This window comes from Microbispora sp. CSR-4, assembly GCF_008033685.1.
GTDB lineage: Bacteria > Actinomycetota > Actinomycetes > Streptosporangiales > Streptosporangiaceae > Microbispora.
Window position 1 is genome coordinate 19409 of sequence record NZ_VJVX01000027.1, and the last position, 13195, is coordinate 32603.

A 13195-nucleotide genomic window follows, 5' to 3' on the forward strand; every position below is an offset into this window, starting at 1 on the left:
CGCGGTTTGTGGTGGCTGCGCCGGGAAACGGTGTATTTCATGCGAGTTGTCGTGATTGGGGCGAGCGGGAACGTCGGTACGAGCCTGCTCACCGCCCTGGAGTCCGAGCCCGCCGTGACCTCCGTCGTCGGCGTGGCCAGGCGGAAGCCGGACTGGCGGCCGGCCAAGACCGAGTGGCGTACGGCCGACGTCTTCAGGGACGACCTCGATCCGATCTTCGCGGGCGCCGACGCGGTCGTGCACCTGGCCTGGCTGTTCCAGCCCACGCACGACCCGGTCACCACCTGGAACTCCAACGTGCTCGGCAGCATGCGCGTCTTCGACGCCGCCGTCCGGGCCGGGGTCTCCGTCCTCGTCCACTCGTCGTCTGTGGGGGCGTACTCGCCCGGGCCGAAGGACCCGCCCGTCGACGAGTCGTGGCCGACCCACGGCTGGCCCAACGCCGCGTACGGGCGGGAGAAGGCCTATATCGAGCGCGTGCTCGACATCTTCGAGCGCGACCACCCGGACATCCGCCTGGTGCGGATGCGCCCGGGGTTCATCTTCAAGGAGGAGGCCGCGACCGAGCAGCGCCGGCTGTTCGCCGGGCCGTTTCTGCCGCAGCGGCTGTTGCGGCGGGAGCGGATCCCGTTCGTGCCGGACATGCCGCGCCTGCGGTTCCAGGCGCTCCACTCCGAGGACGCCGGCGAGGCGTTCCGGCTGGCGCTCACCCGCGACGTGCGGGGCGCGTTCAACCTCGCCGCCGGCCCGGTGATCGACCCGGCCGTGCTGGCGGACCTGCTCGGCGCGCGGCGTGTGTCCGTGCCGGCCGCGGTGGTGCGCACGGCGGTGTCGGCCGGCTGGCACCTGCGGCTGATCCCCGCCTCGCCCGGCATGGTGGAGATGGTCCTGCAGATTCCGATCATGGACACCACCCGGGCCCGTGAGGAGCTGGGCTGGCGGCCCCGGCACAGCGCGGTGGACGCCCTGCGCGCGGCGATCGAGGGCATGCGGCGTGGTGCGGGCATGGAGACCCCGCCGCTCGCGCCCGGCTCGGGCCGGGAACGGGCCAGGGAGGTCGCGACGGGCGCGGGCACCCGGCCGTGAAAGACCCTGGCGAGGGAGGCGCGATGACGCTGCTCGATCCCGACTGCGTACGGCGGCTGCTCGAGTCGGCCGACCCGGACGTCGCGCTGGTCTTCGTCCGCGGCGAGTGCCGGGTGATGCCGCTCGACGAGATCGACGAGAAGCACCGCAAGCTCGTGGTCGTGCGCCGCGCGGACCTGCCCGAGGCCCAGGGCGACGAGCCGGTGACGGAGGAACGGGTGGAGGCGCTCACGCGGTGCCTGGAGAACGCCGTACGCGACCTCGGCGGATGAGGCCGCCATCCGCCCGGCGATGCGTGACCGAGGCGTCACTTTCGGTAACATCGTCTCGGGCATCCCCCATCCGAGCGTGGTCCCGGTCTTCCCGGCTGATGCCGTCCTCTGAGACAAATGACGGCGTGTCGCGCGCTGACCCAAAATTCCGGAAAGCGCGGCGGACAAATCGGACAGCCAACTTCGCGCCACCGGACAAATCAGGATCAAAAGCTATCGCAAGCTGTGATCTGATCGTCACTCTTCGTACGGAAGCCCGAATGCCGCTCGTATTCGTTGCGTGCACGGTGGGTCACCTGTGAACATCAGGGAAAGGTCCGGAATCCCTCCTACCGGGTCGGCGGCGCTACGGCGGCGGGGATTCCGCCCCTTGCGCGCATCGACCGGATGGAAACGGATTCCTGATCGGGCCGATCGACAGGTCCGGGACATCGGTCTCGGCCGGCGCATATGGGGAGGGGGCCCCGATGACTGCTATCAGGCCCCGCGGGAGCGGGGGACGCCGTCACGAAGGGCGGATTCACGACCCGGAGTTCGGCTCGTGGATCGGAGAGGTGGCCAGAGCGGTCCGGGACGTGGTTGACAGCACACCCCGGACCATCCGCCTCTGCGCCCTGATCGCGGTTGCCGCCGCGTCATGGGCATTCCTCAGGTAGCCGTCCAGGAGCCATGAGGAGGTGGTCGCGGACCCAGGTTAAGGCGGCCGGGGAGTCGTTACGGCCCGGTTTACGGGATCGGGACGATAACCAGGGCCAACCGGGGACCGGCCAGGGTCGATCCCGGTGCTTGCCGGGTCCGCGACAGGCCACTGCTTGCCGACAGAGGCAGACGATGCGGTCCAGGCGAAGGGGATCAAGCGATGGGGGCCGGAAGATAGGGCCGGATGATGGTGCGCGGTGCCCGCTCAGACGGAGCGGGCGCCGCGCCCGAAGGCGGAGCCCCCGTCGGCGGGGCCGCCCGCGTCCGCGTCACCGTCGACCTGCATGGACAGCCGGATCGTGGACTGCCCGGGGATCCGGTCGATGGTCACCGAGTCGCACAGCTCGCCCATGAGCCACAGGCCGAAGCCGCGGTCGCCGCGGCCGCTGGGCCGTTCGCTCGGCACCGCGCCGGGCCGCAGGACGCCGACGCGGTCGACGACGTCGACGGCCAGCGTGCCGCCGTCGCAGGAGATCGTCAGCATGCCGGATCCCCCGCCGTGTTCGAGCACGTTGATGGCGGCCTCGTTGGCGGCGATGACCAGGTCGTCCAGCCGGGGTCCGGTGAGGCCCGCCTGCTCGGCGTAGCGCTGGACGTTCTCACGCAGCGTCGCGAGATCATCCGTTATCGGCCACTGCCGGCGGTGATCCGCCACCTGTCCTCCTCGCCGCGTCTCCCGGCCGGGTCCGCCGCCCGATGCCTTCGAGGCTACCGTCTCGTTACTCGTTTGCTGCCTTCACCTGGGATTCGAGCGTGCGCCGACCACGTCGAAAGCCTCCGCGAGGCTCGGGGCGACGGTGAAGGCACTGATCAGTCCGGTGACCCTGAAGATCTTCGCCAGCCGGTCGTTCGGGGCCGCCAGCGTCACCGCGCCGTCGCGCTCCTGCAGCAGCTTCCGTACGGCCAGCAGGATCCGGATGCCCGTGGAGTCGCAGAAGCTCACGCCGCTCAGGTCGAGGACGAGCTGGCGGTGGTGCTCGCCGAGGAGCGCCTCGACGTTCCTGCGCAACGGCTCGGCGTTCGTGTAGTCCAGGGCGCCGTCGAGCGCGACGACCAGCACGTGGTCGGCGACCGGGGCGGACACGGGGGTCAGGACGACGGCGGCGGTCACGGAGCACACCTCGGCGGACGCTGCGAGGAACAGGGATTCGTCAGTTTAGGACAGCGGCACCTGCCTACCGGGGCGTACGGCTCGCTGGTCAAGAAACGCCATATGGGGTTTCTTGCCCAGGGGCCGGGGGAGTGGGGGACTGACCGACTGGGCCCCTCCTGAAAAGACCGCTTATGCCAGACGTGACAAGGGAGGTCCAGTTCGACGCCATGCATGGACCCTCCCTCGTCGCGCAGGCACCGGTGAGTTCGGCGACGCTCACGATCGGAGTCGAGGAGGAGTTCCTGCTCGCCGACCCGCGAACCGGACGGGTCGTCCCGGCGGCGCGGGAGATCCGCGAGCGGGCGGCCGGGCCGGGGGCGGATCGGCTGGTGTTCGAACTGACACAGTTCCAACTGGAGAGTAACAGCGCCGTGCACACCACCCTGCGTGATCTGCACGAAGACCTGCTGGAGATGCGCCGCGCCGCCGCCCGCGCCGCCGAAAGCATGGGGCTCGCGCTCATCGCGAGCGGCACCGCCCTGGACGGCAACGCCGGAGTGCCGCCGCTGTCGTCGTGCCCGCGCTACGAGGCCATGCTCCGCGAGTTCGGGGCGATCATGGATCGTCAGGGCGTCTGCGGCTGCCACATCCACGTCGGGATCGCCGACCGCGAGGAGGCGGTGCGGGTCAGCAACCATCTGCGGCCCTGGCTCCCGGTGCTGCAGGCGCTCGCGGCCAACTCGCCGATCGCGGACGGCCGGGACACCGGTTATGCGAGCTGGCGCGCGCTGATGATGGGCAGGTGGCCGAGCGCGGAGCCGCCGCCGTTCTTCCGGTCGGCCGATCACTACGAGAGCCTGGTCGCCGGCATGCTCGCCGGGGGCACGATCCTCGACCGCGGAATGATCTACTGGCTGGTCCGCCCGTCCGATCACGTGCCGACGCTGGAGATCCGCGCGGCGGACGTGTGTCCGACGGCCGGGGAGACCGTGCTGCTCGCCGGGCTGGTGCGAGGGCTGGCCGAGACGGCGCTGCGCCAGGTGCGGGCCGGCGTGCCCGCCCCCGACGTCGAGGACACCCTGCTGCGGGCGGCCTACTGGAAGGCCGCCCACGACGGCGTGGACGGCGAAGCCCTCGATCTGCTCGCGGGAAGCGGCGTCTCGGGAGCCCCGGCCTGGCGGCTGGTCGACCGCCTGCTCGAACACGTGCGGCCGGTGCTGGAGGAGAACGGCGACTGGACGCCGCTGACCGACCAGATCGAGCGCGTGCGCCGCAGCGGGTCGGGGGCGGCGCGGCAGCGGGCGGCGTACGCCCGGCGCGGCCGGCTGGCCGACGTGGCCGAGCTGCTCACGGCGCAGACCGTCGCCTCCTGCTGGGCCTGACGTTCTTATCAGTCACTCCGCTTCGTCACTCCGCGACGACGCGCAGCGTCTTCAGACTGGGATCGGCGGCGTCGGGGATGTCCATGCCGCCCGCGAGCCCGCTGGTCAGGTAGCTCAGCACCGGCCGGGTGACGCGCTCGCCCGGGCACAGGGCGGGCGCGCCCGGCGGGTAGGGCGTCACCATCTCGGCCACGATCCGGCCCACCGCCTGACCGGTGGGCACGTTCTCGACCCGGCCGAAGAACGCGTCCCTGGGCAGCATCGCGATGTCCAGCTCCAGCTCGCCCGGCTCGGGCAGGTCGATCTCGGCCGCGGGCGGCAGATCGCGGGCCGATGACAGGGCGCGCAGCGCGTCGAGCAGCCGGCCTGCCGTCTCCTCGCTGTCGGCGACGGTGATCTCGGCGCTGACGCGGCGGTGGTCGCTCAGCGCGAGGTTGACGTGGCAGCGCTCGCGCAGCCAGTCGTTGGCGTGGTAGCCGTCGACGCCGAGCCCCGACACGTCGATCACGATCTTCAGCGGGTCGACGTCGAAGGCGCCGGTGTTCTCCTTGCTCAGCACCCACAGGCCGGGCATCTTGCCGATCTCCTGGCGGACCCACTCCGCGATCTCCAGCGCGCGGTCGAGCAGGCTGGTGCCGTGCTCCGCCATCTGCCTGCGCCAGCCGTCGAGCGCCGCGTAGATCAGCGTGGAGGGGCTGGTCGTGCCGAGCAGGTCCTCGCGCGCCTTGAGCACGGCCGGGTCCACCCGGTTGCCCTGCAGGTGGAACACCGAGCTCTGCTCCAGCCCGTTGCCCATCTTGTGGACGCTCGTCACGCACAGGTCGGCCCCGGCGTTCATGCCCCACGTGGGCAGATTGTCATGGAACGGGAGGTGGGCGCCCCATGCCTCGTCCACGATGAACGTCCGGTCATGCCTGCGGCACACCTCGTTGATGCCCTCCAGATCGCCGCAGGTGCCGTAGTCCACCGGGCTGGCGACGATGACGCCCTTGGCGTCGGGGGCCGCCGTGAACGCCTCCGCCACCGCCTCGGGTGTGGGCGGATAGGACATGTGCAGATCGCCGTCCCAGTCCCCGTGCACCCAGACGGGCTGGACGCCGCTCAGGATCAGCGCAGAGATGACCGACTTGTGGGAGTTGCGGGCGACCAGCAGCTTCTCCCCGGGACCGGCCACGGAGAGCATGGCGCTCTTGACCGACAGGGAACTGCCGCAGGTGGAGAAGAACGCCTGCTCGGCGTTGACCGCCTCCGCCATGAGCCGCTGCGCCTCTTCGAGCACGCCGCCGGTCTGCAACCGGTCGTCTAGGCCGTTCATGACCATCACGTCGGCCCTGAAGAGATCCTCGCCCAGGATCTCCAGCACCCGCGGATCGACCCCTCGCCCCTGCTTGTGGCCCGGAGGCGTGAAGCTGATGTCTCCCCTCCGGCGATAGGCGGCGAGCGCCTCCAGCACGGGTGCGCGGGACTGGTCCATGTCCGTGTTCCCTCCCCCTACGCGACGTTTCCTCCCCCTGCACGACGTGCGTACGGCAGGCGGTCGAAAGCCCCCGCCCTCGGTGAGAGGACGGGGGCGGTGGTCAATCGGGCGTTCAGACCATGGACACGTCTTGGGAGGCCGACAGCACCATCGCGGCGACGGCCTCGACGGGCGTGCCGTCGATGACGAACGTGTCGCGCAGCCGGGTCGCCTCAAGGACGATCTTCAAGATGCCGTGAACTCCGGTGAGCCGCATGCAACCGGCGGCCTTCTCGATGTCGTCCCGGGCGTCCAGCAGCGCTTCGAGGCCGCAGGAGTCGCAGAACCGCAGGCCGGACGCATCCACCACGATCCTTACGCGACCCTGGCGGACAAGATTCCTGATCGCCCTCCGGAGCGTGTCGCCGCTGGCGATGTCGAGTTCACCTCGCAGCGCGACCACGACGGCCGGCTGGTGATCGCTCACAGTAATCTCGAGCTGCTGCGTTGTCATATACGCGCCTTCATCCATATTTTTCGGGCGTACTGTCTTAAGCGACGCTACCCGGCAGAGTGTCAGGTCCCGGTAATGCGCGACGGTCGATGGTATGCGGGTCCGTCCGGCAATCCCACCTGAACACCAGAATGTGGCAAATAGGTAAAGAAGATGGGCCTCGTGGCGATCTCTGCTGATGCGTCCGGATTGCGGGGAACCCCGGTCCAACAGGGGTTCCCGGCCTCCGGTGATCGACCGAGGTGGACGCCTCGCCCTGGTGCCTGCCCGGCCTGCTCGGTCTCATGGAGGCGGAGACTGGAATTCTTCAAATATACCAGCTAGCCAGACAAATGAGGCATAAACCGCTATTCTCGGAAAATGCTTACTCTTGCCATTCCTTTTTGAGGTGCGCATTACCGACCGCGCCGGGCGCTTGACTCGTCCATGCATGGCCGGAGGCCGATCCCCGGCACCGGCTCGCTGGACCACCTGGGGGAGAACGTCGCCGCCGGCGCGTTGAAGCGGACTTCCGAGGACATGGAGGAGCTCGGTCAGGCCCTCCTACGGGCGTACGACCACGTATCCGCCGGGGCCGAGCCTGCCGCCGACGGGCTTGCCGGTGATCAGGTCGGTGCCCTGGACCGGCACGGGCCGCTCGTCCTCCGTGTGGTTGACGGCGAAGACCAGATCCCGCCGGCGTACGACCTCGACGCCGGGGACGCCGCTCCCGGCCAGCCCGGCGCGGGTGAGCACCTGGGCATAGCCGGGGTCGTCGAGCCGCGTCGAGACGTACCACGCCGTGCCGTCGCCGAGGCGATGACACGTGACGGCGGGCCCACCGCCGGGATAGCGGGCGACCGCCTCGGCCCCGTCGAGGTGGACGACCTCGCTCCACAGGGTCGCGCGGCCGAACTCCGGTAGTTCGACGGGCTCGCCGAGCGGGCGGAACTCCTCCACGGTGATGCCGAGGATCTCGCGCAGCGCCCCCGGGTAGCCGCCCAGCCTGATCCGGGTGTGCTCGTCGGTGATTCCGCTGAAGAACGACACGACGAGCGTGCCACCGCCCTCCACGTACGCCGCGAGGTTCCGGGCGGCCTCGTCGGAGATCAGATAGAGGCTCGGCACGAGGACCGCGCGGTAGGCCGGCAGATCGTGCGACGGATGGGCGAAGCAGGTGGGGACGCCCTGCCGCCACAACACCCGATGGGCCTGCTGCACGGCCGCGAGATAGTCGATCTCACTGGACGGCAGGCCGGGCCCCTGGGCGGCCCACCACGCCTCCTCGTCCCACAGGATGGCGGCCTCCGCCTCGACGAGCGGCCCGTCATAAGGAGCCGGGATGCGTTCGAGCGCCTCGCCCAGGGCGCTGACCTCGCGGAAGACGCGGGAGTCCGGGCCGGTGTGCGGCACCATGCCCGGATGCCACTGCTCGGCGCCGCCGCGGGAGGCCCGCCACTGGAAGAACATCACGCCCGTCGAGCCCCGGGCGACGTGCTGCATGCTGTGCCTGGCGATCTCGCCGGGCTCCTTGGGCCCCTTGCGCGGGCCCAGGACGTACCCCGTGGCCTGCTCCATCAGCAGCCAGGGCCGCCCGCCCGCCCACGATCGGGCCAGATCGGCGGCGAAGGCGGTCTGCTCGGCCGCCGCCATGCCCGGGGCCGAGGGATAGTCGTCGATGGCCACCAGGTCCACCTCGGTCGACCACTTCCAGTGGTCGACCGAGGCCCAGCCGGCCAGCACGTAGTTGGTGGTGACGGGCACCTCGGGAGTCAGCTCGCGCAGCAGGTCGCGCTGCTCGCGGAAGTGGGCGAGCATCTCGTCGGAGACGAACCGGCGGAAGTCGAGCGCCTGCGCCGGGTTGGGGAGATACTGCGTCGCCCTGGGCGGGGTGATCTGCGCCCAGTCCGAGTAGTGCTGGCTCCAGAACGCCGTCGTCCAGGCGTCGTTCAGCGCGTCGAGGCCGCCGTACCGCTCCCGCAGCCACGCGCGGAACGCCGCGGCGGCGTGGTCGCAGTGGCAGGGCGTGCCGTACTCGTTGTGCACGTGCCACATCGCCAGCGCCGGATGGTCGCGGTAGCGCTCGCCGAGGGCGCGGGTGATCCGCAGCGACGCCTCGCGGTACGCCGGGGCGCTCACGCAGTAGGTGTCGCGGCTGCCGTGCGTGAGCCGTACGCCGTCCCGGGTGACGGTGAGGGCGTCGGGATGCGCCAGGGAGAACCATGGCGGAGGAGAGGCGGTCGGGACGGCCAGGCCCACCCGGATCCCGCCGTCGGCGAGCAGGCCGAGCACCCGGTCGAGCCAGCCGAAGGTGTAGCGCCCCTCGGACGGCTCCAGCCGCGACCAGGAGAACACGCCCACGGTGACGAGGTTGACCCCCGCCCGGCGCATGAGCGCGACGTCCTCGGCCCAGACCTCCTCGGGCCACTGCTCCGGGTTGTAGTCCCCTCCGTACCACAACGGCATGCACATGCCCTTCTTTCGGGGCGACGCCCCGCCGGTGGGAGGCGCGGCGGGGCGTCGGGTCGCGGGGTGGAGTGCCGGGGAGGCGTCAGCCCTTGATGGCGCCGATGATGACGCCCTTGGTGAAGTGACGCTGGACGAACGGATAGATGACCAGGGCGGGCAGGACGGCGATGGCGACGATGGCCATCTTGATCGCGAGCGTGGGCGGCGCGACCTGGCCGAAGCCGCTCACGCCCACGGTGGCCGTCGGCAGCGGGTTGGAGTCCACGACGTACGACCGCAGGATCAGGGCCAGCGGCCACTTGCGGGTGTCGTCGATGTAGAGCATGGCGTTGAACCACGCGTTCCAGTAGCCGACGGCGTAGAACAGGCCGATGACCGCCGTGACGGCCTTCGACAGCGGCAGCACGATCCGCCACAGGATGCGGAACTCCCCGGCGCCGTCGATGCGGGCGCTGTCGAGCAGCTCACGCGGGATGTTCATGAAGAACGCCCGCAGCACGACGACGTTGAACGCCGACACGGCCGACGGCAGGATCAGCGACCAGTACGAGTCCTTCAGCCCGAGCGAGGCGACCATCAGGTACGACGGGATCAGGCCGGGGAAGAACACGAACATCAGCAGCACGCAGAACAGGATCGGCCGGTGGAACAGGGTGCCCGGCCGCGACAGCGCGTACGCCCCGAGGACGCTCACGCCGAGGCTGACCGCGGTGCCGGCGAGGGTGACGCCGGTGCTGACCAGGACCGCGCGGCTGACCACGCTGTCGGAGAAGATCTGGCGGTACGCGTCGAACGTGATGCCGTCCGGCACCAGCACCAGGCCGCCGACCCGGTTCACCGTGTCGGCCGACGACAGGCTGGTCAGCACGATCGTGTAGAGCGGCAGCAGCACGGCGAGCACGATGAGCGCGAGCGCGCCGCCCTTGCCGATCCGGCCCGCGACCGAGCCCGGCTCCTCCCAGGGCGCGAGCCCGGAGACCTTCGTCTTGCTCATGATCGGGAGTACACCCCCCGTTCGCCCAGGGCGTGCGCCACCCGGTTGGCCACCAGGATGAGCACCAGCCCGACCAGGCCCTTGAACAGCCCGGCCGCCGCGCCGTAGCCGAAGTCGCCGGTGCGCAGGCCGGACCAGTAGACGAAGGTGTCGAAGACCTCCGACACCTTGCTGCCGACCGCGCCGCGCTGCAGCATGAACTGCTCGAAACCGACGTTGAGCGCGTCACCGAGCCGCAGGATCAGCAGCAGCACGATGACCGGCCGCAGGCCCGGCAGCGTGATGTGCCACATGCGGCGCCAGCGGCGGGCCCCGTCGACCGCGGCGGCCTCGTACAGGTTCTGGTCGATCGTGCTGAGCGCGGCGAGGAACACGATCGCGCCCCAGCCGGCGTCCTTCCAGACCGTCTCGGCGGTCACGAGCAGGATGAACGTGTCGGAGTTCGTCATCCAGTCGATCCCGGAGTATCCGTGGTCGCGCAGGATCTGCGCGATGAGGCCGGCGCCGCCGAACATCTGCTGGAAGATCGCGACCACCAGCACCCACGAGAAGAAGTGGGGCAGATAGACGACGCCCTGGATGAACGCCCGCAGCCGCCCGGAGACCACGCTGTTGAGCAGCAGCGCGAGCGCGATCGGCACCGGGAAGTAGAAGACGAGCTGGAACGCGGTGATGCCCAGGGTGTTCACGATCGCCCGGATGAACTGCGGGTCGCCGAACAGCTGGGCGAAGTTGGTGAAGCCGATGATCGGGCTGCCCAGGATGCCGCCGCTGAACGGGTTGTAGTCCTGGAAGGCGATGACGTTTCCCAGCGCCGGCACCCACCAGAAGGCGGTGACGAGCACCAGCATCGGCATGGCCATGACCAGCAGCGGCCAGTCGCGGCGCAGCCGCGCGGCGAAGGAGTCGCGCCGCGTGTCGTTCTGTGTGTCGTTCTGTGTGTCGTTCTGCGTGTCCTTCTGTGGGCCGGGGGCAGGTCCGGCCTGGGTCGCCCCGGGCCGGACCTCCGCCACGCTCCCCGTGTCCGCGTTCGCGCTCACAGCCGGCCGTTCTCCCTGGCGACCTTCATGTAGAACTCGCGGGCCTCGTTGCCGCCCTGCTCCTGCCAGTCCTTGACGATCTGGGCCCACTCCGAGATCGGGCGCTTGCCGCGGAAGATCTCGTTCATCTTGTCCTCGGTCGGCTTGACGAGAGCGGCCATCTTCGACGGCACCTCGACCCGGATGCCGACGAACGGGTCGTTCTCCAGGTATTGCGAAGCCGTCTGCTGCCAGCCGTGGTACGCCTCGACGTAGCCGGGGTACTGGTTCTCGGTGATCGCGCCGGGCCGCCCGGACAGGAACATGTACGTCGGGGCGAACTCCTTGCGGCCGAGCGCGGTCTGCTGGACCTGCCCGTCCTTGATCGTGAAGTGCTTGCCCTCGACGCCGTTGTTGACCAGGTCGTACTCCTGCGTGCCGTACGGCGCGGAGCACCAGTTGGCGATGCCGATCAGCTCGCGCGTACGGGCGTCGCCGAGGCCCTTCTTGATGAAGCAGAACATGCCGGCGGGCTCGTTGCGCCAGACGATGACCTTGCCGCCCGCGTGGGCCGGGTAGGGGTCCACCGCCCGCACGTTGAACTTGGGGTTGCCGGGCAGGAACCGGCCGAACAGCTCGTGGATCGCGCCGATCCCGTCCTTGTACATGACGATCTGCCCGGCGCCGAAGGGCTCCTTGTGGTCGGCGAACTGGTTGGCCACGACGTCCGGGTGGACATATCCGGCCTCGAAGAGCTTGGTCACCAGCTCGATCGACTGCAGCCACTCGGGCGTCTCGTACTTGTAGATCAGCGTGCCGTCGGGCTGCTTGCGCCACTCGCGCGGGGCGCCGAACGCCCGCTGGACCTCCTGGTCCATGCCGCCGAACGCCCAGCGCTTCTTCTTCGGGTCGGTCAGCTCCTTGCCCAGCGTGAGCAGGTCGTCGGCGCTCGTGGGCGCGGGCAGGCCGAGCTCGTCGAGGATGTCCTGACGCACGACGGTGGCGAACGGATAGGGCGCGTTCTGCCACGGGATGCCCTGGAGCACGCCGCCGAACACGCCGTACTCCCACGCGGCGGTGTCGTAGCTGGCCAGCAGCGGGAACTCCTTGGCCTTGTCGCCCGCGAGGTAGGGCGACAGGTCGGCGAAGAGCTTGTTGGCCGCCTCGGTGAAGTGAGCGATGCTGATCAGGTTCCAGCCCGGGATCTGGATCATGTCGGGGACGTCGCCGCTGGCCAGGATCGTGTTCAGCTTGTCGACGTAGGTGTTGCCGTCGGAGATGTTGAACCGGACGGCTCCGCCGAGCCGCTCGTTGACGGCGTCGTAGTAGGAGTTCTCGCCGAGGCCGGGAGGGACGGTGCCCCACAGCGGGGTCATGACCTTCACCTCCGCGCCGCTGGTGATCGGCTTGGCGGCGACGGCCTGGACCATCGTGCCCGGCCTGGTCAGGAAGCCGGGTTCGACGAATTCGGAGCCCGGCAGGTCGGGCGACAGGCCGGGCACCTGGAACGGCACGCGGGTGGGCACGAGGCCCTTCAGCTTGTCGGCGGCGACGGCGGTGCCCTTGGACACTTCCTTCTTGGCCGCGCAGCCGGTGAGACCTGCGGCGGCGAGCGCGCCCGCGCCGACCAGTCCGAGGAATCCGCGGCGGCTGGTCAGGGGGCCGCCGGGCGGTTGGCTCATTGGTGCGATCCTTCCGGGAACGGGGGGTTTTCTCGGAGTGTCGACGACGTCAGTTAGTTCGTCAATTGGCCAAACAAATTAACCTGAGAGCGGGGTGGCGACAAGATTCCGTGAAACGTTCATCACCCTCACGAGGTCGCCCCGTCACGCCTGCCTGCGTATGGCCCCCGGGACGCCGGCCGTCGTCATGGGCTAAGCGGGCAGCGGGCCGTACGAGGCTGCTGCTCACCCTCGCGGGACGCTCACGGACGCCCCGCCGAGCTCGCCAGCCCCGCCGGGCGCTCCGCCGGCCGAGCCCGGTGCGGGCCGATAGGGCATTTCCCGTATTTCGGACGGACCGAATAGTGTCGGACCGGAATTGACATACGTCCGCAAACACGGTTGACATTGTCCGTAACGCACGTGAATTGGGGAGATAGCGCCGGATTCAACTACCCATCAGTACAATTTCTCTGCCTGGCATCATGTCTGACCAGCGCAGATGTGGTAAATGTCCGCACCTAGCGCCCAATATCTGATATTCCGGACGCATTTCCGGATGAGAATGACA

General features: G+C 69.6%; 11 protein-coding genes. 3 read left to right on the forward strand and 8 right to left on the reverse strand.

Annotation, left to right across the window (positions count from 1 at the left end; translation table 11 throughout):
• The first annotated feature begins 39 nt into the window (after positions 1–39).
• Both FLV34_RS20495 and FLV34_RS20500 read left to right on the forward strand, forming a co-directional pair.
• The gene (locus FLV34_RS20495) at positions 40–1086 is read left to right on the forward strand and encodes an NAD-dependent epimerase/dehydratase family protein (protein WP_142650864.1); all 1047 of its coding nucleotides are present in this window, start codon (positions 40–42) and stop codon (positions 1084–1086) included.
• Between the two features lie 23 nt (positions 1087–1109).
• A complete protein-coding gene (locus FLV34_RS20500) occupies positions 1110–1358 on the forward strand; it encodes a hypothetical protein (protein WP_142650863.1) in 249 nt (82 codons plus the stop codon).
• A 904-nt stretch (positions 1359–2262) separates the two neighbouring features.
• On the opposite strand, the gene FLV34_RS20505 is transcribed toward FLV34_RS20500, so the two are convergent.
• Together FLV34_RS20505 and FLV34_RS20510 are read right to left on the reverse strand one after the other, a co-directional pair.
• Positions 2263–2712: an ATP-binding protein gene (locus FLV34_RS20505; RefSeq protein WP_142650862.1), complete on the reverse strand. Its 450-nt coding sequence runs from the start codon at positions 2710–2712 to the stop codon at positions 2263–2265.
• Positions 2713–2793: 81 nt separating this feature from the next.
• Positions 2794–3168 (reverse strand): STAS domain-containing protein, encoded by a 375-nt coding sequence (locus FLV34_RS20510; protein ID WP_142650861.1) that lies wholly within the window; start codon positions 3166–3168, stop codon positions 2794–2796.
• Between the two features lie 182 nt (positions 3169–3350).
• Between FLV34_RS20510 and FLV34_RS20515 the strand changes: the two genes are divergently transcribed.
• Entirely contained in the window at positions 3351–4532 is a 1182-nt protein-coding gene (locus FLV34_RS20515) for a glutamate--cysteine ligase (protein ID WP_260617474.1), read from the forward strand.
• Between the two features lie 25 nt (positions 4533–4557).
• Here FLV34_RS20515 and FLV34_RS20520 read toward each other — a convergent pair whose 3' ends face one another.
• The 6 genes from FLV34_RS20520 to FLV34_RS20550 form a co-directional block, all read right to left on the reverse strand.
• Positions 4558–6006 (reverse strand): aminotransferase class I/II-fold pyridoxal phosphate-dependent enzyme, encoded by a 1449-nt coding sequence (locus FLV34_RS20520; protein ID WP_147943814.1) that lies wholly within the window; start codon positions 6004–6006, stop codon positions 4558–4560.
• Positions 6007–6121: 115 nt separating this feature from the next.
• Positions 6122–6502, reverse strand: coding sequence for an STAS domain-containing protein (locus FLV34_RS20525; RefSeq protein WP_168066401.1), 381 nt, complete (start codon positions 6500–6502; stop codon positions 6122–6124).
• A 543-nt stretch (positions 6503–7045) separates the two neighbouring features.
• Positions 7046–8953 carry a beta-galactosidase gene (locus FLV34_RS20535; RefSeq protein ID WP_142650859.1) on the reverse strand — a complete coding sequence of 636 codons (1908 nt, stop codon included), beginning with the start codon at positions 8951–8953 and terminating at the stop codon, positions 7046–7048.
• 79 nt (positions 8954–9032) lie between these two features.
• Positions 9033–9944 (reverse strand): carbohydrate ABC transporter permease, encoded by a 912-nt coding sequence (locus tag FLV34_RS20540; protein WP_142650858.1) that lies wholly within the window; start codon positions 9942–9944, stop codon positions 9033–9035.
• Complete coding sequence (locus tag FLV34_RS20545; RefSeq protein ID WP_261985848.1) at positions 9941–10984, reverse strand: sugar ABC transporter permease; 1044 nt, start codon at positions 10982–10984, stop codon at positions 9941–9943. The genes FLV34_RS20540 and FLV34_RS20545 overlap by 4 nt, the downstream gene beginning before the upstream one ends.
• Positions 10981–12645 (reverse strand): extracellular solute-binding protein, encoded by a 1665-nt coding sequence (locus tag FLV34_RS20550; RefSeq protein WP_147943815.1) that lies wholly within the window; start codon positions 12643–12645, stop codon positions 10981–10983. Before FLV34_RS20550 ends, FLV34_RS20545 begins: the two co-directional genes overlap by 4 nt.
• Positions 12646–13195: the final 550 nt, after the last annotated feature.